Annotated in this window: 22 protein-coding genes; 11 read left to right on the top strand and 11 right to left on the bottom strand. The window is 42.1% G+C overall.

Annotated features, from left to right (window positions below):
• Nucleotides 1-21: 21 nt before the first annotated feature.
• The 10 genes from metF to rng all read left to right on the top strand — a co-directional run bounded on the left by metF (nucleotide 22) and on the right by rng (nucleotide 10,641).
• On the top strand, nucleotides 22-882 hold the full coding sequence (metF, locus tag NIT79A3_RS09420; protein ID WP_013965969.1) for a methylenetetrahydrofolate reductase [NAD(P)H]: 861 nt from the start codon (nucleotides 22-24) through the stop codon (nucleotides 880-882).
• 145 nt (nucleotides 883-1,027) lie between these two features.
• Nucleotides 1,028-1,717 (top strand): hypothetical protein, encoded by a 690-nt coding sequence (locus NIT79A3_RS09415; RefSeq protein ID WP_013965968.1) that lies wholly within the window; start codon nucleotides 1,028-1,030, stop codon nucleotides 1,715-1,717.
• An 88-nt stretch (nucleotides 1,718-1,805) separates the two neighbouring features.
• Nucleotides 1,806-2,672 carry a bifunctional methylenetetrahydrofolate dehydrogenase/methenyltetrahydrofolate cyclohydrolase FolD gene (gene folD, locus NIT79A3_RS09410; RefSeq protein ID WP_013965967.1) on the top strand — a complete coding sequence of 289 codons (867 nt, stop codon included), beginning with the start codon at nucleotides 1,806-1,808 and terminating at the stop codon, nucleotides 2,670-2,672.
• Nucleotides 2,673-2,703: 31 nt separating this feature from the next.
• Nucleotides 2,704-5,364, top strand: coding sequence for a pyruvate dehydrogenase (acetyl-transferring), homodimeric type (gene aceE, locus NIT79A3_RS09405; RefSeq protein WP_013965966.1), 2,661 nt, complete (start codon nucleotides 2,704-2,706; stop codon nucleotides 5,362-5,364).
• Between the two features lie 94 nt (nucleotides 5,365-5,458).
• Nucleotides 5,459-6,769 (top strand): dihydrolipoyllysine-residue acetyltransferase, encoded by a 1,311-nt coding sequence (gene aceF / locus NIT79A3_RS09400; protein WP_013965965.1) that lies wholly within the window; start codon nucleotides 5,459-5,461, stop codon nucleotides 6,767-6,769.
• A gap of 36 nt (nucleotides 6,770-6,805) precedes the next feature.
• A complete protein-coding gene (nadD, locus tag NIT79A3_RS09395) occupies nucleotides 6,806-7,480 on the top strand; it encodes a nicotinate-nucleotide adenylyltransferase (protein WP_348225593.1) in 675 nt (224 codons plus the stop codon).
• Nucleotides 7,477-7,803: a ribosome silencing factor gene (gene rsfS, locus NIT79A3_RS09390; RefSeq protein ID WP_013965963.1), complete on the top strand. Its 327-nt coding sequence runs from the start codon at nucleotides 7,477-7,479 to the stop codon at nucleotides 7,801-7,803. The genes nadD and rsfS overlap by 4 nt, the downstream gene beginning before the upstream one ends.
• Nucleotides 7,804-7,860: 57 nt before the next feature.
• On the top strand, nucleotides 7,861-8,331 hold the full coding sequence (gene rlmH / locus NIT79A3_RS09385; RefSeq protein WP_013965962.1) for a 23S rRNA (pseudouridine(1915)-N(3))-methyltransferase RlmH: 471 nt from the start codon (nucleotides 7,861-7,863) through the stop codon (nucleotides 8,329-8,331).
• 99 nt (nucleotides 8,332-8,430) lie between these two features.
• Entirely contained in the window at nucleotides 8,431-9,051 is a 621-nt protein-coding gene (locus NIT79A3_RS09380; protein WP_013965961.1) for a Maf family nucleotide pyrophosphatase, read from the top strand.
• Between the two features lie 135 nt (nucleotides 9,052-9,186).
• On the top strand, nucleotides 9,187-10,641 hold the full coding sequence (rng, locus tag NIT79A3_RS09375) for a ribonuclease G (RefSeq protein ID WP_013965960.1): 1,455 nt from the start codon (nucleotides 9,187-9,189) through the stop codon (nucleotides 10,639-10,641).
• Nucleotides 10,642-10,676: 35 nt separating this feature from the next.
• Here rng and NIT79A3_RS09370 read toward each other — a convergent pair whose 3' ends face one another.
• Complete coding sequence (locus tag NIT79A3_RS09370) at nucleotides 10,677-11,990, bottom strand: porin (RefSeq protein WP_013965959.1); 1,314 nt, start codon at nucleotides 11,988-11,990, stop codon at nucleotides 10,677-10,679.
• A gap of 291 nt (nucleotides 11,991-12,281) precedes the next feature.
• On the opposite strand from NIT79A3_RS09370, the gene NIT79A3_RS09365 reads away from it, so the two are divergent.
• Complete coding sequence (locus NIT79A3_RS09365) at nucleotides 12,282-12,704, top strand: hypothetical protein (protein ID WP_013965958.1); 423 nt, start codon at nucleotides 12,282-12,284, stop codon at nucleotides 12,702-12,704.
• A gap of 81 nt (nucleotides 12,705-12,785) precedes the next feature.
• On the opposite strand, the gene NIT79A3_RS09360 is transcribed toward NIT79A3_RS09365, so the two are convergent.
• From NIT79A3_RS09360 to NIT79A3_RS09315, 10 genes are all read right to left on the bottom strand, one after another.
• Nucleotides 12,786-14,135, bottom strand: coding sequence for a porin (locus NIT79A3_RS09360; RefSeq protein WP_013965957.1), 1,350 nt, complete (start codon nucleotides 14,133-14,135; stop codon nucleotides 12,786-12,788).
• 215 nt (nucleotides 14,136-14,350) lie between these two features.
• Entirely contained in the window at nucleotides 14,351-14,824 is a 474-nt protein-coding gene (locus NIT79A3_RS09355; RefSeq protein WP_041360296.1) for a hypothetical protein, read from the bottom strand.
• Between the two features lie 159 nt (nucleotides 14,825-14,983).
• The gene (locus NIT79A3_RS09350) at nucleotides 14,984-15,637 is read right to left on the bottom strand and encodes a response regulator transcription factor (protein WP_013965955.1); all 654 of its coding nucleotides are present in this window, start codon (nucleotides 15,635-15,637) and stop codon (nucleotides 14,984-14,986) included.
• 1 nt (nucleotide 15,638) lies between these two features.
• Nucleotides 15,639-18,524 (bottom strand): ATP-binding protein, encoded by a 2,886-nt coding sequence (locus NIT79A3_RS09345; RefSeq protein ID WP_013965954.1) that lies wholly within the window; start codon nucleotides 18,522-18,524, stop codon nucleotides 15,639-15,641.
• Between the two features lie 92 nt (nucleotides 18,525-18,616).
• Nucleotides 18,617-19,228 carry an exopolysaccharide biosynthesis protein gene (locus tag NIT79A3_RS09340; RefSeq protein WP_013965953.1) on the bottom strand — a complete coding sequence of 204 codons (612 nt, stop codon included), beginning with the start codon at nucleotides 19,226-19,228 and terminating at the stop codon, nucleotides 18,617-18,619.
• Nucleotides 19,229-19,283: 55 nt separating this feature from the next.
• Nucleotides 19,284-20,507 (bottom strand): ABC transporter permease, encoded by a 1,224-nt coding sequence (locus tag NIT79A3_RS09335; protein ID WP_013965952.1) that lies wholly within the window; start codon nucleotides 20,505-20,507, stop codon nucleotides 19,284-19,286.
• 63 nt (nucleotides 20,508-20,570) lie between these two features.
• Nucleotides 20,571-21,329 (bottom strand): ABC transporter ATP-binding protein, encoded by a 759-nt coding sequence (locus NIT79A3_RS09330; RefSeq protein WP_013965951.1) that lies wholly within the window; start codon nucleotides 21,327-21,329, stop codon nucleotides 20,571-20,573.
• Complete coding sequence (locus tag NIT79A3_RS09325) at nucleotides 21,329-22,477, bottom strand: efflux RND transporter periplasmic adaptor subunit (RefSeq protein WP_013965950.1); 1,149 nt, start codon at nucleotides 22,475-22,477, stop codon at nucleotides 21,329-21,331. Before NIT79A3_RS09325 ends, NIT79A3_RS09330 begins: the two co-directional genes overlap by 1 nt.
• A 104-nt stretch (nucleotides 22,478-22,581) precedes the next feature.
• Nucleotides 22,582-24,093, bottom strand: coding sequence for a M48 family metalloprotease (locus tag NIT79A3_RS09320; protein ID WP_013965949.1), 1,512 nt, complete (start codon nucleotides 24,091-24,093; stop codon nucleotides 22,582-22,584).
• A gap of 44 nt (nucleotides 24,094-24,137) precedes the next feature.
• Nucleotides 24,138-25,766, bottom strand: coding sequence for an NAD+ synthase (locus NIT79A3_RS09315; RefSeq protein WP_013965948.1), 1,629 nt, complete (start codon nucleotides 25,764-25,766; stop codon nucleotides 24,138-24,140).
• Nucleotides 25,767-25,829 lie beyond the last annotated feature (63 nt).

The raw sequence follows: 25,829 nt of genomic DNA, 5'->3' as shown, positions 1-25,829 counted from the left end.
TGCATTTAAAGACTCGCAAAGATGGAATCACAAAAAAAATTTTCTCCTACGTTCAGCTTTGAACTTTTCCCGCCTCAAACCCCCCAGGGTATTGAGAAGCTCCGGTTAACACGCAAGCAATTGGCTCAATGTAATCCAAAGTTCTTTTCTGTAACCTTTGGTGCGGGTGGGTCAACTCGTGATAGAACTCTTGAAACAGCATTGGAAATACAAGCGGAAGGGCATGTTGTTGCACCTCACCTTTCGTGTATTGGCTCGACCCAACAGAATATTCGAGCTATTCTGGAAAAATATCACCAAGCGGGGATTCGGCATATTGTTGCGTTACGAGGAGATTTGCCATCGGGTATGGCGCAAGCTGGAGAATTTCGTTATGCCAGTGAACTCGTCGCTTTTATTCGTCAGGAATTTGGAGCCTCGTTTCATGTCGAAGTCGCGGCGTACCCGGAATATCATCCGCAAGCTCGATCTGCGCAAGCGGATTTTGAAAATTTTAAGCGTAAAATTGAAACTGGCGCTAATTCAGCGATTACTCAATATTTTTATAATGCAGATGCTTACTTTCATTTTGTTGATTTATGTGAATCGGCCGGTTTAAATATTCCTGTCGTTCCAGGAATCATGCCGATTAATAAATTCTCTCAATTGGTCAGGTTTTCAGATACTTGTGGCGCAGAAATCCCTCGCTGGATTCGTAAGAAGCTTGAGGGTTATAGTGATGATAGTGCATCTATCCAGGCTTTTGGGTTGGATATTGTTACCGATCTTTGCGAGCGTTTATTGCAAGCAGGTGCACCCGGATTACATTTCTATACGTTAAATTCAGCCGATCTGACATCAATGATATGGCAGCGCCTTAATCTTAAAGGAAATACCGTTTAGTATAAGCTTACTTGTTTTTATTATTATTCTGACCCAATGCAAGCAGTATGATCAGTAGGCAATATGATCTTTCTCCTGAATTCTCTAGCCAGTATATAATGCGCACCAATACTCTGATTAAAATAAAAAAGCACGAGGTTCTGAAATGAAAGAAGTAATAACTGATCCAGATAAAACTAATGTCGAAGCATCCATTCCGGAGATAACTACTACTGATGTTTCAACAGTGGATGCTTGTATTGCGCATGCAAGGGAAATAATAGCTGAACAGCTAGAGCACATCAAAAGTAAAGATTACGACTTTGCACCTGAGTTTAAAGATATGACCATTCAACTTTATTTATTTGGTGTGATGTGGAAGTTTGCTGAAAGCTTGGGAAATATTAATGATGCGCGTGAATTAGCCTTCGCAGCTTTGAAAACCATGCTGGTACAAGATGGAATGCATAAGCAGAAAGTAGGTAAACGTATTGAATTTCTAAAAAAAATGTCCAAAGTTGAAGAGGATCATAACGCGCTGGCTGTCGCTATCGGGTATGAATCTGAATCGGATGATAACAGTCTTGCAGAAGTTTTTGACCATTACATAGACGATATGCAAGTTTCAGGCGCCTTTTGGCGACTGTATGATCGCGGTAGAAAAATCATGCTGTATGGTGGCTTATTTATCGCCTTTGCCGTGATCTGGTTTGTAACATTGTTTATGCCAGGGAATAGTGCGATTGCAATTTTTGCTGCTGGGTTAATTGCTGCGGCACTTTTTGTAATACCGGTATTTTTAATTGGCGTATTTATGTATCGCAAAAAGTTAAAGAAAAGCAAACAAGCGGGGTAATCTTTGCGCGTATTATGGGTATGTTCGATATTATCTGGCAAATAACGAGCATTTAAGATTAACTGATCAAACCGGCTACTGCGTAAAAATGGGCGCTCAAATTATTGATGGTAAGAAAATAGCCGAGTTGGTACGTGCTGAATTGAAATTACGTGCTGAAAAACTGATTCAATCCGGTATTAAGCCCGGATTGGCAGTAATTATTGTGGGTGACAATGCTGCCTCTGGTATTTACGTCCGGAATAAAGTTAAAGCTTGCAGTGAAGTTGGTATTTACTCGGAAGTGCATAGTTTTCCAAGCAGCGCACAGCAAAGTGAAGTGTTAAATTGTATTCAATCACTCAATGAGAATCCACATATTCATGGCATTCTGGTTCAATTACCATTACCCTCGCATTTTGAAAATAATCGTGTAATTACATCCATTGCTGTAGAGAAAGATGTGGACGGTTTTCATCTTTACAATGTCGGCGCATTGGTCACCGGAAATACAATATTCTCGCCTTGCACACCTTATGGTGTCGTGGTAATGCTGGAAAGAAATCATATTCCGATTGAAGGCCAGCATGCCGTCGTGATAGGACGGAGCAACATTGTGGGCAAACCGATGGCATTGATGTTACTGGAACGGGGAGCCACTGTTACCATTTGTACTTCAAAAACACGAGATTTACATGAATTTACAAAAAATGCTGATATTCTGGTGGTAGCGACGGGAAAACCGCGCATGATTACTGCAGAAATGGTAAAGCCCGGTGCGGTAGTGATTGATGTGGGTATTAATCGATTACCGGATGGGAAACTCTGTGGTGATGTTGATTATGAGTCTGTTAAAAATATTGCAGGCTATATTACTCCAGTTCCTGGAGGAGTAGGACCAATGACTATTACCATGCTGCTATGTAATACTATTCTGGCGGCTGAACGTGCTCAAGCCAATATTAAAAATAGATAAGCAAATTAAATTTTGATGAGTATGCTAGAACATGGAATTGCAACCTGATATCGATCCACAGGAAACACAGGAATGGCTGGATGCTCTGGATTCAGTCATCATCAATATGGGTGGAGAGCGCGCGCATTTTCTATTGGAGAAGCTGATTGAAAAAGCTCGCCGTTCAGGCGCTTACCTGCCCTATAGCGCCACCACAGCCTATCTCAACACAATTCCGACAGGCAAAGAAGAACACTCACCTGGCAATAATGCGATAGAGCATCGTATCCGTTCCTATGTACGATGGAACGCTATGGCTATGGTATTGCGTGCCAACAGAAATACCAATGTGGGTGGCCATATTGCTAGTTTTGCTTCCGCTGCTACACTCTATGATGTAGGTTATAACCATTTCTGGCATGCGCCTTGTGAAACGCACGGCGGGGATTTGGTATATATACAGGGACATTCTTCCCCGGGTGTCTATGCCTATGCATTTCTTTTCGGGCAGTTAAGTCAGGAACAACTCGATAATTTTCGTCAAGAAACAGGCGGTAATGGTCTGTCGTCTTATCCGCACCCGTGGTTGATGCCGACTTTCTGGAAATTTCCTACAGTTTCAATGGGTTTAGGGCCTCTTATGGCCATTTACCAAGCGCGATTTATGAAGTATTTAGATAGTCGAGGATTCATAAATACTGAAGGCCGCAAAATCTGGGCTTTTATGGGCGATGGCGAGATGGATGAACCGGAGTCATTGGGTGCAATTTCATTGGCATCTCGCGAGAATCTGGATAATTTAATTTTTGTTGTCAATTGTAATTTGCAGCGTTTGGATGGCCCGGTACGGGGAAATGGCAAAATTATTCAGGAATTGGAAGGCGCTTTTCGTGGCGCTGGATGGAACGTGATTAAAGTAATCTGGGGCTCTTACTGGGATCCATTATTGGCTAGAGATACCAAAGGATTACTGCAAAAACGCATGATGGAATGTGTTGATGGTGAATATCAGAATTTTAAAGCCAGAGATGGGGCATATGTTCGTGAACATTTTTTTGGTAAATATCCTGAGTTACTGGAAATGGTTGCCAATATGTCTGATGATGATATCTGGCGCTTAAACAGAGGCGGGCACGATCCTTATAAAGTTTATGCTGCCTATGCAGCTGCGGTAAAACATACCGGGCAACCGACAGTGATACTGGCCAAAACCATCAAAGGTTATGGCATGGGAGAAGCCGGTGAAGCACAGAATATTACCCATCAGCAAAAGAAAATGGGAACAACTTCATTAAAAGCTTTCCGGAATCGCTTTGGTCTGGATATCCCGGATGATAAGATCGACGAAGTGCCTTATCTTACCTTCGCTGAGGATTCCGCTGAATTTGCCTATATGCAAGAGCGGCGTAAAGCTTTAGGCGGCACATTTCATTATCGCAAAACAAGTGCTCAGGCATTAGAGATACCACCATTGTCAGCTTTTGAGTCTTTGCTGAAGGCCAGCGGGGAGGGACGTGAATCCTCGACAACCATGGCCTTTGTGCGTATTCTCAATATTCTGGTTAAAGATAAGCAAATTGGTAAGCATATTGTCCCGATTGTCGCTGATGAGTCGCGCACTTTTGGTATGGAAGGTATGTTCCGTCAACTGGGTATCTGGTCATCAGTCGGTCAACTGTATACACCGCAGGATGCTGATCAGCTAATGTACTATAAGGAAGACAAGCACGGACAGATTCTACAGGAAGGGATTAACGAAGCCGGTGCCATGTCATCCTGGATAGCTGCGGCGACATCTTATAGTACTCATGGCATTCAAATGATTCCATTTTTTATCTTTTATTCGATGTTCGGTTTTCAGCGTATCGGCGATTTAGCTTGGGCTGCCGGGGACATGCGCTGCCGGGGCTTTTTGCTGGGGGGAACGGCAGGGCGCACGACATTGAATGGCGAAGGGTTGCAGCATGAAGATGGTCACAGTCATATTGTTGCTTCAACAATTCCCAACTGCATCTCCTACGATCCGGCATTTGCATATGAATTGGCCGTCATTATTCAGGATGGATTGCGCCGCATGTATCTGGAACAAGAGGATGTCTATTATTACATTACTGTAATGAATGAAAACTACTCGCATCCTGAAATGCCGGATGGTGTTGACAAAGATATACTGAAAGGTATGTATTTATTCAGTGAGGGAAGCGCAAGCAATAATGATTTACGTGTACAGTTGCTAGGTGCTGGTACTATTTTGCGTGAAGTGATTGCGGCTGCAGAGATACTCAAAAAAGAATATAACATACATGCTGATATCTGGAGCGTGACCAGTTTTAATGAACTAAGGCGTGAAGCATTAAGTATAACGCGCTGGAATATGCTGCACCCAACTCAGCCAGAAAAAGTATCTCATGTGGAAAATTGCTTCAAAGAGCGGGAAGGACCTGTAGTGGCTGCCACTGATTACATGAAAATTTATGCGGATCAGATTCGTGAGTTTGTGCCTGGAAGATATCGTGTTTTAGGAACGGATGGCTTTGGGCGTTCGGATACACGTGAGAAATTACGGCACTTCTTTGAAGTCGATCGATTCTATATTACGATTGCAGCGCTCAAAGCATTATCTGAAGAGGGAAAAATCTCAAACCAACAGATTATTCAAGCGATAAAAAAATATGGCATTGATCCAGAAAGACCTAATCCGGCCACAAGTTAAATCAGAATTTAATTTGTAAAATATAAGAATCGATAACCTAAATAAAATGACTGCATCAGTGTCTTTTCGTATTGAAGCATTTTGAGGAAAGCATGTGGCTGAATTAAAGAAAGTATTAATTCCTGATATCGGTGATTTCAAAGATGTTCCAGTAATTGAGGTTCTGGTAAAAGCAGGCGATGAAATTAAAGTTGAAGATTCACTGGTTACGCTGGAATCCGATAAAGCTACCATAGAAATCCCGTCCCCATATTCAGGTTTAATTAAGGAAATCTTTGTCAAATCAGGTGACAAAGTGTCCGAAGGCACTGCGGTTCTAGCCATTGAAGTTTCAAATAGCATTAATGAGATCACTCCCAAACAAGTTTCTGAAATTGAGCCAGTTAAGAAAGATGTTACAACGCAAACTGAAATTGCAATAAAGCAAGCCGCCGTTCAACAAACACTGAAATTATCGCAACAAAATACACTCACAGTCAGCAGCACTTTTTCTCAAGCACATGCCAGCCCATCCATACGCCGTTTCGCAAGGGAATTGGGTACAAACCTCAATTTGATCACAGGTAGTGGTCCTAAACATCGCATCCTCAAAGAAGATGTTCAGGCCTATGTAAAAACCGAATTATCAAAAGCACGAAGCAATGGAACAGGACTCGCGCTTAATTTACTACCTTGGCCACAGGTTAATTTTGCCAAATTTGGTCCGATAGAATTAAAACCTTTAACACGCATTAAACAAATCTCCGGCGCCAATTTGCACCGGAATTGGGTAATGATTCCACATGTGACCCAGTTTGACGAAGCTGATATCACTGATTTAGAGGCTTTACGAAAAGAATCCAATGAAAGCGATAAAGAAAATAAAGTGAAATTGACATTATTGGCTTTTTTGATGAAAGCATTGGTAGCGCCGCTGAAAAAATTTCCAGAATTCAATGCTTCCCTCGATAATAATGCAGATGGCGAAGCTAATCTAATCATTAAGCATTTCTATCATATCGGTTTTGCCGTCGATACGATCAATGGATTAATGGTTCCTGTCATTAAAGATGTTGATCAGAAAGGAATCATAACTATTGCCGAAGAATTGACAAGACTTTCTTTACTAGCACGTGAAGGTAAATTAAAACCAAACGATATGCAAGGCGCAAGTTTTACCATTTCTAGCTTGGGTGGAATTGGCGGCACAGCATTTACCCCGATTATCAATGCACCTGAAGTTGCCATTCTGGGTATTTCAAAGGCAAGTATTAAGCCTGTCTATCGCGACCATCAGTTCATTCCACGGTTAATGCTTCCCTTGTCACTTTCCTATGATCACCGAGTCATTGATGGTGCAACTGCGGCGCGTTTTACGACTCATTTGGCGGAAGTGTTGACGGATATGCGCTTGGCTTTATTATAAGAAGATATGAGTGATGAGTGATTACTGACACAGGTGGTGGCTATCGAAAAATTTCCTCTTATTGGTATTTATGGTGGAACATTTGATCCTATCCATTATGGCCATCTGCGTATTGCTGAAGAATTGCTTGATATGATCAGCTTGAAACGTATCATTTTCGTGCCTTCTGGCGCTCCCCGTTTACGTGTCGCTCCTATTGCAGCAAGAAATCATCGTTCTAATATGGTATATCTGGCCATTCGGGATAATAGTATGTTTTCACTGGATGAGCGTGAAGTCAACCGCCCTGGAATTAGTACAACGATAGAGTCACTTCGCGAGTATCGGTGTGAACTGGGGGATAGCACGGCACTTTGTTTTATTCTCGGAATGGATGCATTTGTAAAAATAAATCAATGGCATCATTGGCATGAATTGTTCAACCTATGTCATATGATAATTGCCGCCCGCCCGGGCTATTCACCTATCAATGATCAGCAGAATCTGCCGGCAGATATCAAAAAGGAATTTATTTCCCGCCGTGTATTGAATGCCAACGATCTAGAGCTTCAAACCAGCGGCTTTATCTATGCGGCAGAAACAACATTGCTGGAAATCTCTGCTTCGCATATACGATCATTGATTAACGCCGGGAAAAGCATACGTTATCTGCTTCCTGAAAGTGTCTCTGATTATATTAAATCCAATTGTTTATACACCGGGAATATATGATTTCAGAAGAATTGGTCAATATCGTTGTCGATGCGCTGGAAGATATTAAGGCCTATGATATTGATGTAATTAATGTTTCAAAAATAACATCAATGTTTGAATATATCGTTATTGCAAGTGCAGATTCTTCTCGCCAGACAAAATCGCTGGCAAACCATGTGCAAGAGAAAGTCAAAGCTGCCGGGGGGAAAGTTTACGGTATGGAAGGAGAGCAAACAGGAGAATGGCTGCTCGTTGATTTAGGAGATGTGATTGTGCATATCATGCTACCGGTTGCACGCGAATACTATAATCTGAAGGCATTATGGTCTGGACAGAATTAAGACAAGCTATCCGGTGTAACAGAATGTGAACTGTCAGTTTTCTGATCTCTCCTAATCATGAAATTTTTTATACTCGCGGTTGGAAACAAAATGCCAGATTGGGTCAGGACTGGCTATTTTGAGTATATCAAACGTTTGCCGCGCGAAATAACAATTAATTTAATTGAGATTAAGCCCGAAAAGCGTGTCAGTGGAAAACAAACCGGACAACTTCTACTGGCCGAGTGTCAGCGGATTCGTGCAGTCCTGCCACCCGATTGTCATATTGTGGCTCTTGACGAAAGCGGCCAACAATGGGCGACAGTAAAATTTGCAAATGTAATAAAAGAATGGACGATTGAGGGTAGTTCTGTTGCATTTGTTATTGGGGGAGCCGATGGACTGCATGAAGATATCAAGCAGGCAGCAAGTGAAATGCTTGCTTTATCCAAGCTTACTTTACCACATGGCCTGGTACGTGTATTGCTGGCGGAACAACTGTATCGTGCCATATCGATTATCAAGAATCATCCTTATCATAGGGGTTAAGTGAAATCATGAAAATATGACTAGAATCACTTTCCATTCTTCTTATAAGATACGATAGATAAAAATGAAACATATTCGAATTTTTGAGTTTTGATTACGATGTTTTCAGAAAACCAAATATACCTTGCTTCAAGAAGCCCAAGAAGGCGTGAATTACTAAGACAAATCGGAGTGAAATGTAATCTGTTAATGATGCGGGAAACACTTGGCCGTGAAATTGATATTAATGAACAACCATTTGTTGATGAAACTCCTACTGATTATATCTATCGTATCGCTCAATCCAAAGCTGATGAAAGCTGGAGGCGTGTAATACAACGTCGATTGCCAATATTACCCGTATTGGTGGCTGATACGATTGTTACTATTGATGGTTGTATTTTAGGTAAGCCGCAAGATAATAAACATGCAGAAGAAATGTTAAAAACATTGTCAGGGCGCTCACATCAAGTTTTAACGGCTATTGGTGTTGGGGTCAGGGATAAAATACAAGTAAGATTATCAACATCAACTGTAAGATTCCGTGAAATCAGCGAGCGGGAAATTCGTAATTACCTGGCAAATAATAACATCCTTGATAAAGCCGGTGCTTATGCTATTCAAGGCATGGCTGCTGCATTTATTGTCGAGATATCCGGCAGCTATAGCGGAATCATGGGATTGCCTCTCTATGAAACTGCACAGTTATTAGAAGAAATTGGTATAGAAATCTTTCAATAGCTGCCAGTCGGTTGAGATTCTAAAATATTGAATTAAGATGTAATACTGAACATACTGCTGGAGAAAATATTATCTTAAGTTTAGTTAGCTTTCAAATCCAGAAGCCAGATTTATCCTATATAGTTCATACGCAACATGAGCAATGAGATTCTTGTAAATATCACTCCGCAAGAAACCAGGGTAGCCATATTAGAACAAGGCGTAACACAAGAGTTACATATTGAAAGGACGAGCGGCCGTGGCATTGTAGGTAACATTTATAATGGACGAGTAAGCCGCGTTCTGCCGGGAATGCAATCAGCTTTTGTCGACATAGGCCTTGACCGGGCAGCATTTTTACATGTTGCCGATATACGGACTTCCAATCAGGAAGGAGATATTACCAAACCAATTGAGAAACTATTATACGAAGGCAATAGCATTCTGGTGCAAGTAATCAAGGATGCGATTGGTACAAAGGGTGCGCGACTATCCACACAAATCAGCTTAGCGGGTCGTCTATTGGTTTATTTGCCGCAAGAATCACACATCGGTATTTCTCAACGTATCGAAGATGACAGTGAGCGTGAATTGTTACGCGAAAAATTACAACAAATTCTGCCGGCAGATGAAAAAGGCGGTTACATCATCAGAACAATGGCTGAAACAGCGAATGAAAGTGATTTACGTGCCGATCTCGAATATTTGCACAAGCTGTGGCACGATATCCAACAGCAATCGATGACTATTGCGGCGCCCATTTTACTATATCAAGATTTAGATTTAAGTCATCGGGTATTACGAGATTATGTGAAAGAAGATACTTCCCGGATACTGGTGGACTCACGCGAAAATTACCAAAAGCTTGTGAAATTCGCGCAAAGCTATATGACGTATATCGCCGAACGTATTATTTTATATACCGGGGATCGGCCATTATTTGATTTGTATGGCGTTGAGGAAGAAATTGAGAAATCTTTGGCTAAACGCGTTAATCTAAAATCTGGCGGATATCTGATTATTGATCAGACTGAAGCGCTTACCACCATGGATGTCAACACAGGTGGATTTGTCGGTGTTAGAAATTTCGACGACACCATCTTCAAAACGAATCTTGAAGCCGCTCAGGTAATCGCAAGGCAGCTTAGGCTGCGTAATCTGGGCGGGATTATCATCATTGATTTTATCGATATGGATTCTAAAGAACATAAAAATGCGGTATTGGCTGAATTCAACAAAGCCTTGCTGAAAGATCGTACGCGCATCACAGTCAATGGATTTAGCGCACTTGGATTGGTTGAGATGACGCGGAAGCGCACTCGGGAAAGCCTCGCGCATGTATTATGCGAATCTTGTCCGACCTGCCAAGGACGAGGAGAAGTCAGAACTGCACAAACAATTTGTTACGAGATCTTACGTGAACTGCTACGAGAATCCAGGCAGTTTGCAGCCAATGAATTCCGTATTCTTGCATCACAGCAAGTGATTGATTTATTCCTTGATGAAGAGTCTCAGAGCTTGGCACAATTGGGGGATTTTATAGCAAAGCCGATTAGTTTGCAGGTTGAGGAATCCTATACGCAAGAGCAGTATGATGTAATATTAATGTAGTGTATTTCTGTAGAATTTTGATACCTGCATAAGTTCTAGAACGGCAATATGAAATCCAGAGAAAACAGAATCTGATCTTTGTTGCCTGCGAACGGTCTGTAGGCAGCCGCTTTATAGGCATCAACGCGATCGTAGCGAATATTTGGGCGAATATTGAGTTTTTTTATTAAATCCCATTTTAACTTCAGAGTCTTGGCTGCTTTCCAATTTAAGCCAACCGTCACATCATAATAATCTGCTGGTGTACTGGTCACACCGTTAAGATTACCGGCATAACTGACTGCCGTACCATTAACAATATTGGCGGCAGCCGCTATGCGGAAGGGCGATAAGTTACGGAAACCATCTCGGTCGCGATACCATTCGCCACGAATACCAACAGACAAATTATCTGTTAGATCATAGTATAAATGCGCGACAAAACTGTACCACTCGGCATCTTTTATCACATTGGTATACTTCAGATTGTTTAACAAGACTCCTCCCGCATGGCCATATACTTGATGGAGTGTTAGGACTGTTTTGGGAGTAATTTTATGTTGAAACACTATGTTATAGAATCCCCAAATTTCACTGCTTTTTGCAGAAGTCTCGCCATAAGTGCCGGAGAAGTGAAATGAGGTCGCTTGACTGTCGCTGGTCCAAGTGAAACCGCCGAGGCCACTCCAGTTTCCCAGTTGTTTGTCCCACCCTCCATCCCATCCGCCAGTCGCACTGCCAGTGACTGGGCCTCCTAAAATCAACCAATTTTTGTTGAATTTATAGCTTGCCAGTAAACCGGTGTGTGTATAAGGTTCACCAACATTTAAGGTATAACCTCTTGTATAGAAGAAATTCTCAGGTGCGGCAACTGTCTCAAAACCAGTTGGCGTGTAAAAATGACCCAACTTGATGTTGAGTCCATTACCAACGGGCACATAGGCTTCCAGGTACGTTTGCGGGAGAGCGATTCCATAGGTGCGTGTTGAAGAACAGCACAAGTTAAGATCCCAATTACTTCTTTCTAAAGGTTTTCCAGAATTCACATCAAAAGTTGGCACGCCAAATGCTTGGGTAAAAACGGCTTCCGTTCCAAACATAAAATCAAATCGTCCGCCAAAATCCCATACTTTGCCTTCCGATACTACAGCACGTCGCATAAACAAATTGAATTGATTTAACTGGAAGCGATTGGCCTGATCTGCCATGATAACTGGGCCATTAAATCCACTACTTTGACTGGGATTAAAAGTTGCACCGCCATGAATCCAGCCACCTACTTCCAGCTTACTATCGTTAAATAATTTTCTTAGGTTACTGGCGTAAAGGTTGTCTGAGTAGTTTGCAAGAGCTAATAAGCTAATAATCATGGGGAATATTAGCCATCTTTGATGTTTAAAGACAGATTGCAATTTGGGATTATTCCAAAAGAGGAGAAGCGGGTGCTATACCGGCATTAATTGCCATTTTTATTTTCCATTTCCGTTTTCTTTTGGTTTCTTGAGAAATGAAACTCATCAGAAAACAGATTAATTATCTTAGTCTTACAGATGTAATGGTTAATGGTTTCCATTAATGAAAAACAATGGTTTTCCCAATATACACATAGCACTGATCGAATTAAGATGGCCTCATTCGGTGATGTCTGGAGGGTGTTCATTATGAAAATATTAAAATTATTGAAATTGTTGTTTGTACTGACGATATTGTCTTCCTGCGCGCAAATGAGTCCATCGGTGATTGCACCGAAAGAGATTGCGAATCATGATCATGAAGCTTTGGTGCAACATTACGAAAACTTAGCCAGAGAAGCGAAAATAAGATTACAAGAAAACAAAAAAATACTGGAAGCCTATGAGGCGCATCCTTATTACTATGGCCGACAAGGTCCGGATCTTCAATCACATGCGTCGGCTAATATTCGTGCGTATGAAAAAGCTTTAAGCGAGAATTTGAGATTTGCTGATTTTCATAGAAAAATGGCAATGGAACAAACAAATAATCAAATAAATAAAGCGGAAGCCAAATTGGACCATGACTTAACAATAGAAAACGAAGCGTATTCTGGTAACAAAGGGCTATGAAAAATGCCAAGCGCCTCGCTGCCTGAAGTTGGTAATTGACGTTTTTTTAAGCTATTCACTTTGCTATTTTAAATAGAGTCATCAAAAGGGCAGTACGAAATCGAGTGAAAACAAGATCTGATCTTTGTTGCCTGCAAATGGCCTATAAGCAGCGGCGTGATAAGCATCCACTCGGTCATAGCGGATATTCGGACGGATATTGAGCTTTTTAATTGAATCCCACCTAAGATTTAATGTTTTGGCTACTTTCCAGTTCATCCCGGCAGTCACTGAATAATAATCTGCCGGGGTAATTGTTACACTACTGATATTGCCTGCATAACTCACTGGAACCCCATTAACAAGATTCGTGGCTGCTGCAATTCGGAAAGGCGATGGGTTGCGAAAACCGTCTCTGTCACGAAACCACTCACCTCGAGCACCAACAGACAGGTTATCTGTTAGATCGTAGTATAAGTGTGTGACAAAGCCGAACCATTCCGCATCCTTTACCACATTGTTGTACTTTAGGTTATTCAACAAAACGCCATCAGCAAAGCCGTGAACATGGTGCAGAACGAAAAGGGTTTTAGGATTAATTCTGTGCTGTAGCACAATATTATACATTCCCCATGATTGACTGCTTTGTGATGAAGTTTCGCCATAAGTGCCAGTGACATTCAGTGAAGTCGCATGGTTGTCGCTAGTCCAGGTAAAACCGGAAACACCGTTCCAATTACCTAATTGTTTATCCCAGCCGCCATCCCAGCCACCAGTGGCACTACCGGTAACTGCGCTGCCGAGAACAGACCAGTTTTTGTTTATTGCATAATTTGCTTGTAAACCGGTATGAGTGAAGGGTTCTCCCGCATTAAAAGAATAAGCGCGTGTATAAAAAAAGTTATCAGGTGCCGGGACTGTTTCAAAACCAGTTGGCGAATAAAAATGTCCCATTTTGAGATTGATTCCATTTTTACCGATTGGTACATGCGCTTCCAGATAAGCTTGCGGGAGTGCGACGCCATAAGTGCGAGTAGAAGAACAACAGATATGGAGATCCCAATTATTTCTGTTGAGTGGTTCACCAGAATTTACATCAAAAGTTGGAACGCCAAATGCTTGCGTAAAAACAGCATCGGTCCCAAACATAAAATCGAAACGCCCGCCAAAATCCCATTTATTTGTTTCCGATATTACTGAACGTTGCAGGAACAAATTCAATTGATTTAACTGGAAACGGTTAGCCTGATCGGCAAAAGCAACCGGGCCATTAAATCCACCCGACTGGCTGGGATTAAAAGTTGCGCCGCCATTAACCCAACCACCAAATCCTATCCGGTTTTCCTTAGCAAAATTTATTAAATTGCTTGCGTGAAGAGTAACTGAATGCGTAACGAACAAAAATATACTGCTCACTGTGATGACAAATAACAACCATTTTGAGTATTTCATCTGTTGGTGACGGTAAAGATATTTGTTCACAAAAAAATAAATACGCCAAAAGCACTAAGATTCTGTTACAAAGAACAGAATCTTAGTGCTTTTGGGATTCCTGAAACTTCCTTAAACTATCAGCTTAACTTTGTTGCTCTTTTTCAATAAATGCTACGTTAACTAGAATAAAGAAACAGTAATTTTGTACGGGTTATCGATTTCAAGCTGTTTCTTTATTGCGTCTTAATAGGCAGATTGTTAACGTCTGAATTTAGTTTGGCTTTGATTTTATGCTTGCCATCTTGCTCAGGTATTTCTGCGGATCCTGCATAATCACGTTGTAACAATTCAGCAGCAATTTTCCTGTGAGAATCTGCTTGCCTTGTAGCATCCAATAAAGCCTGCTCATAATGACGGATATTGGCTGCCGTATGGGATCTAAAATCCTGACCTTGTCTACCATAGTAATGACTATGATCTTCGTATTCTTCTAACGATTCTTTTTTTTCTGCAACTTTTGCCATCATTTCTATGGCTAAATTGTCATAGTAGTTTGCCAAATTAGTGTGATCACTGTACGTTCTGGCATTCTGTACCATCTTTATACTGTCTGTATCTTGTGCTTCCCGTTGGTCCAACTGTGCACAGGCAACCAATAGAGAAAGCATGGGTAACATTACAAGATATTTGTTCAGTTTTATATTCATGATAGTAGTAACTCCAAGTAGAACAATATAGGTGCGCATCCTACCGAATCAATACTTCAATGTATATTAGGGAAACTATGGTTTATTGCTAAGGGAAACCATTAGACCGTCGCATGATGATAGAAAAATAGTTGTTTCAAAAGAAGTCGATAAGATTGCTCAGCGTTCCTCAGAGATCCAACGTGTGGCGTAACGTATCAAGTCGGCACCATCTTTTAAATTCAATTTAACACGAATATTGAAACGATGTGTTTCAATGGTTTTAATGCTGCGGCAAAGTAACTTAGCGATCTCCTGACTGCTATGTCCTTGTCCAATCAGGTGCAGCACCTCAAACTCACTGGGAGTAAGCGTATTAATTAACTGTTCGGGCTCTGAGCCTCCGGCAATCCGCTTTAGCAATTTATCATGCATTTGCTTGCTTAAATAAACATTACCCTTTAATACTTCACGGATAGCAGTTAGCAGCACTTCGCCAGGCTCTTGTTTCATGACATAGCCACGCGCTCCGGCCCGTAGTGCACGTTCAGCATAAACCGATTCATCATGCATGGAAATAAAAAGTACTGGCAGAGTAGGAATCAGTGCATGCATACTTTTTATTACCTCGAAACCTGACACTGTCTTAAGAGTAACATCTAATAGAACGATATCGACAGGACCAGTTTTCTTGAGTATTGCCAGCGCTTCATTACCGTCACCTGCTTCAGCAAACACTTCCATATCTGGCTCCATATTGATGAGCATCGCCATACCATGTCGTAACATGGCGTGATCATCAACCAGCATTACTTTAGCTTTTACAGTTGACATACTAAGCCATCCGCATTTCTAAACGAACTTCCGTGCCGCCCTCGTTGCGCGGAAGAAATTCGAGCTTTGCACCTAATTGCTTCGCACGATATTGCATAATTTTAATACCCATACCCGATATTGTTTTATGATTTGTATCAATCCCTGCGAAACCGCTGCCATCATCACAAATTGATAGACACAGGATTCCTTCATCGAAGGCCAGTGATATTGTGATGTGCTGAGCTTTGCCGTGACGTATTGCATTATTGACAGCTTCTTGGGCAATTCGATAGAGATTAAGCGCCAGACTATTATTCTCATCATTAATCATGATGCTATTTTTACATGAGAAATTACAAATAATGCTGTAAGTCGTGGCTATCCTTGCTGCCAGCGTTTGTAATGCAGGGATCAAACCGTTAGCTTCTAATTCAAATGGCAGCAATCCTTGAGCAATCTGCTTGATATGGATAACAGCAATCTGTGCCTGCGAAGCAATGGAAGCGGCCACTGGAGCCATGCTCTCATTTCCTGCAGCAAATATTTGTTTTTCCAGTGCTCTGGCTTGATAGCCGATGGCAGCTATTTGTTGACCAAGATTATCATGTAATTCTTGACCGATCGTATGGGCTTGTTCTTCAGCTACAAATACCAGCGCTCGCTCTAAACGCTTACGTTCAAGCCAGCTTTCTAAGTCGCTTGCGACTGCATTAACGAGTTTTTGTTCTTCTTGCACCAGAAATGGTTTGTCGGCGGGATAAAATACACGTAATTGGCCACAGACCGTACCATTGACACTAATTGCAGACCAACAAGTGCATGCGGGATCTCTTTCTGCGCGCCATTGATCACGAGTCTTGTTGATGACTTTTGTTTTTGATTGCAATTGAGGTATAAGATCTTGAGAACATTTTCCGGAGGTGAATCGCCAGCCATCCAGTTCGATAATAGCAGTGGCGATCTCCGGGAATTGCATGGCAGGTATTAAATTCTCAAAAATATTCTGGCAAACATTATCTATCGATGATTCCACCCCGATCCCACGGCGGATTTCATAAAGACAGGAGATTTCTTTTAAACGCTCGCGCAGCAATTCATCAACTTGTTTACGCTCTAGCCATTTGGCCAGATCATCCGCAATGGCATCGATGAGTCTTTGTTCCTCGAGCACCAAGAAAGGTTGGTCTTCGGGGTAGAAAACACTCAAATGACCGCATACCTTGTTATTCACGCTTATTTTTGATTGCAAAACGAAGCCAATCGCATCGCTCTTTTTGTAACATTCAAAGCAAACTTTATCATCGGAATGCATATTAGCGTGCAACTTAATAGCAAAACGCTGATCCTGATTTGTTGAAGTGAAGCGCTTGCCATTGACTTCAACGACAACAGTAGTAATCTCAGGGAACTGCATGGCAGGTATCAAATTCTCAAAAATATTCTGACAAACATGATCTATTGATAATTCCAATCCCATGCCCCGGCGGATTTCATAAAGACAAGTAATTTCCTTCAACCGCACGCGCAATAATTCATCAACTTGTTTGCGTTCCAGCCACCTTGCCAGATCATCAGTGATGGCATCAATCAGCCTTTGTTCTTCCATCACAAGAAAGGGTTTGTTTTCAGGATAAAAAACGCTCAGATGGCCACAAACCTTGCCATTGACGCCAATCTTAGATTCCAGCTTATGGACTAAGTTTTGGTTCTGATTCGATGAGATAATTCTTCTCCCATCAAGTTCAATCATGGCAGTGGCAAGATCCGGGTATTGCATGGCGGGTATCAGATGTTCAATAATCTGTTGACAAACATTATCTACGGATAATTCCAAACCAATACTCCGGCGAATCTCATAAAGACAAGTGATTTCTTTCAAGCGCTCGCTCAATTCAATTTCCTTGTGACGTAATTCAATAGAAAATTGCTCGGCGGTTTCCTTGGCATTCCGTGCTTCTCTTTCTGATTTAATCAGTTTACGAATAAACCAGTTTAATAGGAATATCTCGGCGATGATCAGTATGGCAAGATAAAGAATGATTCTTTTCAATTGCCTAGTGATTGGCTTGAACAATTCTTCTTCATCCAGTTTTAGAATCATGCCGAGACCAATCGCGCGTAACGGTGCATACGCTTCTATGACCGGTACTTGGCGATAATCTTTGACGGCGATAACACCACTTTTGCCATCCAGTGCAAAACTGATCGGTAGCACCCCGCCTTCCATTACATACTTTAAGTACCTAAATTTTACGCCATCAATCTGACTTATCAGGCAAGGCATTTCCAGCTCACCTTCTTCAGGTGGTGCACATAAAATGAACTCACCAGTTTCACCGATCGATCTTATTTCACTAAATCTCCGGGTCAGTTGCGGTAGTTTGATTTCTGTTGTGATGCTGCCAATACGGCGTTGTTCTTCATCTAATACATCTTTGCTGGTACGTAGAATAAACTGCTCATCCCATATTATCGATGTATTGCCATGCTTCTTCAGCGGGATTGACTGAGATTGGTTTTCAGAGAAATGTCCGACATGCGATAATGGATTGCCGTTCATGTCATAAACAATTGCTGCTGAAAATCCTGCCTGCGTCAATGAGTTGACGTTTCGTGTCAGGTCGTTCAACGCACTATCGTTATGTGGTTGTGCATTGAGTTCTTGCATAGACTGAACGATGAAAGGGCGAAGCGCTAATGCACGAGTATCTGCCAATCCTTTTTGAACGAGGCTTTCAATTAGTAGTGCTTTACCTTGTAGGGCAACCCCCAATCCTCGACCGAGCACCGACTCAATCTGTTGACGCATCGCACTATAAACTGCAAATCCTGTTGTTAAAGTCAATCCCAGCAGCAGTAAGCCACCGATAATACTGATCTTGCGGTCATCACGTGTTAAAAACAAACCACTCTCCTTAAGTGAATTCTGAGCCAATTAGATCATAGGAACAATGATTCAATAACTCCAGAGACTGTAACGCTTGCTGAGGCAATAAATCAATAGAATGATGGCATCGTCATTCCCATCCATAGCATTACCAGAACAATCATGGTAATGCCGATTCCAATCGTTCCAATAATCATGCCGATCAATATGGTTACACCATCCCTATTCAGAAGTCCCAGAGACATTACCAGTATTCCCCAGCCTGGCGGGAAATTAGTCAAAGGGATTGGGAGCGCTATCGATAGCGCAAAAACAAAGGAAAAAATACCGATAATTCTTTCCCATGTATGCACACTGATATAAGTCATGCGCGGCTGCATACGATTTTCAATTTTTTTGAGCCAAGGATTCGCTTTTGTGACTATTTTCTCAAGATTTGATCGGCTGATTGATCGCTTTTCAATCCAGAGCGGTAACCAGGGGGCTTGCATGCCAAGAGTCATTTGTACGGAAAAAATGAATAACGGAATAGAGAAAAATGTTGTGTAACCGGGTGGAACGGGTACTGGAAGGCATATTGGCAGGGCAGCGATGGCCATTAGGATGCCAAAACCGCGCTCATGCAAGGCGTTCTTAATTTCACCGACAGTCATCGTTTCTTTTGTATTTTCTACTACGACAATTGCTAGAAAATCAGAAGTAGGGCGCTCTTTAAATGACATGAATAACTCCTCTTTCTACACATTAATCCGGGCCGGTTAACAAAAATTAAACAAGCTATTCATATCGAAGTGCATCAACTGGTTTAAGTGAAGCTGCTTTCTTGGCAGGATAAAAGCCAAAGAATACGCCAACCGCCGAAGCAAATAAAAATGCCAAACCGATCATACCAAGCGTAATGACAATGAGCATATCAGCAATTTGACTAATTACCCAAGCACCACCAATGCCCAGTAACAAACCAATCAACCCGCCCATGATACAGATCATCATCGCTTCTAGCAGGAATTGAGTTAGGATAGCACGCTGATTGGCACCGATTGCCATGCGAATACCAATTTCCCGGGTACGCTCAGTCACCGATACTAGCATAATATTCATAATGCCAATCCCGCCAACCAATAAAGATACCGATGCAATAGCGCCCAATACCATTGACATAACTTTGGCGGCACCTGTCGCAACATCAGCAAGTGCAGTTAAATTGCGTACGGTAAAATCGTTTTCTTTACCTTTTGCGATACGATGGCGCTGGCGTAACAATTGGGTAATTTCTAATTCAGCGATATCCATTTCATCCGCTGATTTGCATTGCACTAACATAAGACGGATAGAGCCGGGAAATTGATTGCCAGTAATCTGTCTTTCACTGGTTGTGATTGGTATAAAAATATTGTCATCCTGATCGCGCCCCGTTAAGCTTTGTCCTTTGGCCATTAACACACCAACAACGAGGAAAGGGCGGTTGGTTATGCGTATGGTTTTTCCAACGGGATCTTCTCCGCTGAATAAATTTTGTGCTGTGACCGATCCTAAGACAACTACGCGGTTTGCTGAACGCAGATCAGATTCTGTAAAGATTGTACCCGATTCCATTTTCCAGTTACCTACCGAAAAATAATCCGGTGTAGTGCCTGTGATGATCGTGCTCCAATTTTTAGCGGCATAATTAAGCTGTGCTGTACCAGATACAACAGGCGCCGTTGCACTAATAGATGGTAATTCCGCAATCGCTTGCGCATCATGGATGGTTAAAGTTTTGATGCTACCGCTACCAAAGCTAAACCCACCGGAAGACGTGGCACCTGGAACAACGATAAAAAGATTACTACCCATCTCAGCGATGGTTTGATTAATTTTCGTTTGCGCGCCCTGACCGATGGATAGCATTAAAATAACGGCTGCCACCCCGATGATCATGCCCAGCATCGTCAATCCTGTACGCAAGCGATTTTGACGCAAGGCGCGCAGTGCTTCACCGATAATTGCAAACAAATTCATTGTGTTTGAAGAGATCAATCATTGGCTGGGTTAAATTGGAAACTCTGATTAAACTGAAGAAAATCATGAAAACTTGCCTACAATTGCCTCGGTATCGTTGTTCTTATCATAAATGATATGGCCGTCCTTGAGGCGAATTAAGCGCTTTGCATATGCCGCAATATCATCTTCATGCGTTACCAATACGATGGTAATACCTTGATCTTGATTAAGCTGTTTAAACAGTAACATAATTTCCCGGCTCGTTTGCGAATCAAGATTTCCCGTTGGCTCATCAGCCAAAATCAGTGGCGGTTGGTTAATCAGTGCGCGACTGATAGCGACACGTTGTTGTTGTCCCCCTGAGAGCTGATTGGGCTGATGCATGGCAAAATTTTCTAAACCGGTGCGACGGAGAAGCTCTAAGGCTTGTTTACGGCTTTGGGAGCGGCCGACGCCGGCATAGAGTAATGGCGTTGCCACATTATCCAGTGCTGTTACGCGTTTTAATAAATTAAATCCCTGAAATACGAAACCGATTTTTTGGTTACGAACGCGTGCCAGTTCATCGTTGGAGAGTGTGGCGACATTTTTCTCGGAGAGCCAATAAGATCCACTTGTCGGCGTATCTAGGCAACCAAGTATATTCATTAGTGTCGATTTACCCGATCCGGAATGTCCCATAATGGCGACAAATTCACCTTGATTGATGATCAGATTGATATTAAACAGAACCTGATTGGTGATAGTTCTTCCATTGGCATCTAGTAAATTATAGCTCTTGCAAAGATTCTCTATTCTAATTAACGAATGGCCGACATGATTTGTCTGAATCGGTAGCATTAGAATACTCTTAATTTAAACTTACTTTCCGATTCCTTTTTATCCACAACTTCGCTAATAATTACTTTATCTCCTGCTTTTATCTCACCATTGATGATTTCAGTGAAATTGCCATCAGTAATACCAGCGATCACATTGACAGGGGTGGGTTGATTTCCTGACAGAAGATACACTACGGATTGATTGGTTGATTTTGATTGATTACTGCCTTCATTTGATTCAATATCCTTAGGCTTATAACGTAAGGCTGCATTGGGTACGCGCAGAACATCATTATTTTTGTTAACAACAAAATTGATATTGGCAGTCATGCCCGGCAATAAAGTTTCATCATCATTATCAACCATAGCAACTACGTTATATGTGACAACATTCTCCTGAATCGTCGGATTGAGTCGAACTTGCTTCACTGTGCCGGTGAACTCTCGTTGTTGAAACGCATCAACGGTAAAATTAATGAGCTGGCCGAGATGTAATTGACCGATATCGGCTTCAGCGACACTGATGTTGATTTGCATTTGCCGGAGATCTTTGGCGATTTGAAATAAGATCGGCGTTTGGAAATTGGCAGCCACAGTTTGACCGATATCTACATTCCGCGCGATAACTACCCCCGATATGGGGGACCGGATAATACTATAATTAAGATTAGTTTGATCGCGCTCAACTTGAGCTTTACTGATTGCCAATTGTGCTCGTGCTACTTCCATTTCCTGCTCGATCATTTGTAAAGCTTCAAGAGAAATGAATTCTTTTTCCTTCAGCAATTGATGGCGTTTCAATTTACTTTCAGCAATTCTCACGGTTACTTGGGCATTGAGAAGATTTGCTTTGGATTGCTGCAATTGAGCACGCAGTAGAGCTGGATCCAGTTCAGCCAGAATCTGGCCAACTTCAACATGATCGTTATAATCCGCATATAATTTAGCCACAGTGCCGGAAACCTGGGTACCGACGTTGACAAGAACTACGGGGGTCAGTGTGCCGTTAGCAGAGATAGTTTGTACGATGTCGCCCCGTTCAATGCTCCGGGTTTTATATTGATTTTCTTTAGATTCTTTTTTCCCGCCGCTAACCCAATAGTAGGCAGCTGTGATAGAAATCAGGATTAAAACAATGACGATACGTTTAATGCTAACAGTTAACATTTAGAGATACTTGATGGAATGCAATTGGGGATAAATAGTAATCAAAAAGCTCGCTTAGAAAGTTAGGTGAATGATTGGTGCAGATTGTCTAATAATAAATGCTTCTATTTTTCTTTATCTTCTTCTGCTTTCAGCGCTTGTATTTGCTTTAGGCGCGCTTCAACACTGGATAACTGGTAAAAATTCCCGTTGCTGTTCTGTAGTGCAGTTTGCAATTGATCAAGCGCAGCTGCAATGTGTCCCTTTAGCGCATAGGATTCAGCCAGCGCACGGTGCTCAAGCATTCTATCACCTAATAAGGCGTAGCATTGAGCTTGTAAGCTAAACAGTTGCGGATCATTTGGGATGAGCAGTAATTGTTTGTTAATAAACTCAAGTGCTGTTTCAGTCAGTTTGTTTTGTAATAAAGCGTGCGCATAGCCGTGAATCAATGCGCGATGCTGCGGGTAAATTCTTAATGCAGTTTTATAAATATCAAATGCTTCAGTAATTTTTCCATTAGCCAATTTAACACTGGCTGAGAGTGTTTCAATCATCGCACCAGCAATAACATTTTTATTTTCAACGCGCACTGTTTTTCCCAATGGATGGTTGGTCAGAACTGATGTAGAAGAATCATTCTGTAATATTTGATATAAATGCGCGAGCTCATTGCTGGCCTGGATGTTCTTTTTATCTCGTAACAATGCATGGATATAACCATAGCGTTCGACGGCTTCATTGATATATCGCTTCTCATCTAAACGGGATTTGAATTGCACGACTGTATCATGCGGTTTTCCTTGCATAGCACGTAATTTGGCGCGTACCAGTAAGAAATCAATGCTATCTGGAACTTGGCGGTATGGCATTTCGCGAATACGATTCTGGATATCTGCAATACGCTCATAAGTGATAGGGTGGGTACGCAAATAGGAAGGGGCGCCATTTTCATGGAATCGTCCAGCTCTTTGCAGGCGTTCAAAAAAAGTGGACATTCCCTGTGGTTCGAATCCGGCATCCAACAATATATTTAAACCAATTCGGTCTGCTTCTTTTTCATGTTTGCGGGTAAAATCCAGTTTTGATTGAATAGCACTGGCTTGGGAAGCTACCAATATGGCTTGACTTGCCTGCGGATTAGAGCGCGCAGCGATAATAGCGACCGCAAGTGTCGCTAATGACTTTATCAAATCGAACTTTTGTCCGGCAATCATACGCGCCAGATGTTTTTGTGTTACATGTGCAATTTCGTGCGACATTACAGCTGCCAGTTCCGATTCACTTTGTGCGGCGATGATCAATCCGCTATTGAATCCCATGAACCCGCCAGGTAAAGCGAAGGCATTGATCGATGAGTCCTGTAGCGCAAAAAATTCAAACGATTGCCCTGCATTGGTCTCTTCGGAATTGGCGATTAATTTATGACCGAGGTTGCTGAGATAGCTGGCTATTTCGGGGTCATCCAAATAACTGGGATCGGCGCGAATCTGACGCATGATTTGCAAGCCAATTTGACGCTCCTGATAGGGCGTGATGGTAGCCTGCGATACATCGCCTAGATCAGGTAATTCGTGTGCATAGCTATTGGCTGGAAACAGGATTGATAGCGCAATTATCAAGCAGATCAATTTCATGACAATAGGATAGCTATTTATTATTCAAGTTCCATCGATCCTATTCATCTTTGGATTGCGTACCAAACTTTATAATTGGATGTAATGGGATAATGCCATGCCGTGCCAAAATCGCTATGTGTAATACGAACGCCCGGTGGTGACTGGCGGCGTTTATATTCATTCCCATGAATTAAGTGTATGACTTTCTTTACATCTGTTTCGCTAAAATTCAGCGCAATAATTTCCGCCGGTGAATAATTTTTTTCGACATAAGCTTCTATTATCGCATCTAAAATTTCATAAGGCGGTAAAGTATCCTGATCCGTTTGATTAGGCCGTAATTCAGCGGATGGTGCGCGTTGAATGATACGCTCAGGAATAACCCGGCTAATTTGATTACGGTACTCGCAGAGCTGATAAACTAGAGTTTTACTGACATCTTTTAACACTGCAAAGCCACCTGCCATATCGCCGTACAACGTGCAATAGCCGACTGCCATCTCGGATTTGTTACCGGTAGTCAGCACGATTGAGCCAGAATGGTTTGACAGCGCCATCAATAAAGTGCCGCGTATACGCGCCTGTAAATTCTCCGGTGTGGTGTTTGTTGCGGTGAAATCAGACGGAATTTGGAAATCACTTTCGATTTTTGACAAATACTGATCCAATAAAGATTGGATACTCGATTCGAAGAGGGTCACACCCAATAATTCAGTCATTTCATTGGCATCTTCCAAGCTGATGCTGGCTGTGTACTGCGAAGGCATCATGACAGCTTTAACCTTGTCTGCGCCCAGTGCATCGACCGCAATCGCCAATGTCAGTGCTGAATCAACTCCGCCGGAAAGACCTAACAGGGCACCAGGAAAGCCATTCTTCAGTATATAGTCTTTGACTCCCAAGCATAGCGCCTGGTAGATGCTGGCGATGGGAAGTTGTGGGGTTGCCAGTTTAGTTTTTAAGGGTTGATTGTTCTGAATATCGACCCATTCAATGCATTCAACAAATTCGCCGAGTTGATGAGTTAATTCTCCTTGGCGGTTCATTGCAAAAGAAGCGCCATCAAAAACCAGTTCATCCTGTCCGCCAACCAGATTAGTGTGGATAATGGAGATGCCAGTCTGTTCAATAAATTGGCGGGTGAGTTGATAACGAGTAATCTGTTTGTTGATACGATAAGCCGAAGCGCTGACTACTAATAAAATATCAAGATTGGGACAATCTGCTGCGAGGGACAAATTGCTCAACCAAAAATCGGCACAGATAGCAATGCCAAATTTAATCCCGCCCAGTTCAAATACGCACGATTCAGTGCCTGGATCAAAATAATACGATTCGTTAAAGAAAGGAGATTTATTGAGAATTCGTTTGTAATAGGTGTGAATGATTTTGCCGCGCTGAATCACGGAAGCTGCATTATACAGTTTGCCTTCCTGAGAACTGGGATAACCCACTATGAGTGTGATGTCATCAATCGCGTCTGCCAAATCTGCTAATGCATTGTTGCAAGCTTGACAGAACATTTCGCGTAATAATAAATCAGCAGGAGGGTATCCGGATAGCGCTAACTCAGGGGTAATTACCAACTGCGCTCCGGCCTGCTTCGCCTGCTTCACCGCGCTCAGTATCTTTACAGCATTGCCAGTGATATCGCCTACAGTGCAATTTATCTGAGCGATGGCTATGCGCATTGATTTGCCGGAGTGCTATTGCAAGCTAGGAGTCTGTCGGACTTAAGGCTAATCTACTGCGCC

Origin of the sequence: Nitrosomonas sp. Is79A3, assembly GCF_000219585.1 — a bacterium.
Lineage (GTDB): Bacteria > Pseudomonadota > Gammaproteobacteria > Burkholderiales > Nitrosomonadaceae > Nitrosomonas.
This window is presented reverse-complemented; position numbering and strand designations above follow the sequence as displayed.

Bases quoted from the DNA above. Each gene is read 5' to 3' on its own strand.
- metF (WP_013965969.1), top strand. From the start codon at position 22: ATGGAATCACAAAAAAAATTTTCTCCTACGTTCAGCTTTGAACTTTTC.
- NIT79A3_RS09415 (WP_013965968.1), top strand. From the start codon at position 1,028: ATGAAAGAAGTAATAACTGATCCAGATAAAACTAATGTCGAAGCATCC.
- folD (WP_013965967.1), top strand. From the start codon at position 1,806: ATGGGCGCTCAAATTATTGATGGTAAGAAAATAGCCGAGTTGGTACGT.
- aceE (WP_013965966.1), top strand. From the start codon at position 2,704: ATGGAATTGCAACCTGATATCGATCCACAGGAAACACAGGAATGGCTG.
- rsfS (WP_013965963.1), top strand. From the start codon at position 7,477: ATGATTTCAGAAGAATTGGTCAATATCGTTGTCGATGCGCTGGAAGAT.
- rlmH (WP_013965962.1), top strand. From the start codon at position 7,861: ATGAAATTTTTTATACTCGCGGTTGGAAACAAAATGCCAGATTGGGTC.
- NIT79A3_RS09380 (WP_013965961.1), top strand. From the start codon at position 8,431: ATGTTTTCAGAAAACCAAATATACCTTGCTTCAAGAAGCCCAAGAAGG.
- rng (WP_013965960.1), top strand. From the start codon at position 9,187: ATGAGCAATGAGATTCTTGTAAATATCACTCCGCAAGAAACCAGGGTA.
- NIT79A3_RS09370 (WP_013965959.1), bottom strand. From the start codon at position 11,990: ATGATTATTAGCTTATTAGCTCTTGCAAACTACTCAGACAACCTTTAC.
- NIT79A3_RS09365 (WP_013965958.1), top strand. From the start codon at position 12,282: ATGAAAATATTAAAATTATTGAAATTGTTGTTTGTACTGACGATATTG.
- NIT79A3_RS09360 (WP_013965957.1), bottom strand. From the start codon at position 14,135: ATGAAATACTCAAAATGGTTGTTATTTGTCATCACAGTGAGCAGTATA.
- NIT79A3_RS09355 (WP_041360296.1), bottom strand. From the start codon at position 14,824: ATGAATATAAAACTGAACAAATATCTTGTAATGTTACCCATGCTTTCT.
- NIT79A3_RS09350 (WP_013965955.1), bottom strand. From the start codon at position 15,637: ATGTCAACTGTAAAAGCTAAAGTAATGCTGGTTGATGATCACGCCATG.
- NIT79A3_RS09340 (WP_013965953.1), bottom strand. From the start codon at position 19,228: ATGTCATTTAAAGAGCGCCCTACTTCTGATTTTCTAGCAATTGTCGTA.
- NIT79A3_RS09335 (WP_013965952.1), bottom strand. From the start codon at position 20,507: ATGAATTTGTTTGCAATTATCGGTGAAGCACTGCGCGCCTTGCGTCAA.
- NIT79A3_RS09330 (WP_013965951.1), bottom strand. From the start codon at position 21,329: ATGCTACCGATTCAGACAAATCATGTCGGCCATTCGTTAATTAGAATA.
- NIT79A3_RS09325 (WP_013965950.1), bottom strand. From the start codon at position 22,477: ATGTTAACTGTTAGCATTAAACGTATCGTCATTGTTTTAATCCTGATT.
- NIT79A3_RS09320 (WP_013965949.1), bottom strand. From the start codon at position 24,093: ATGAAATTGATCTGCTTGATAATTGCGCTATCAATCCTGTTTCCAGCC.
- NIT79A3_RS09315 (WP_013965948.1), bottom strand. From the start codon at position 25,766: ATGCGCATAGCCATCGCTCAGATAAATTGCACTGTAGGCGATATCACT.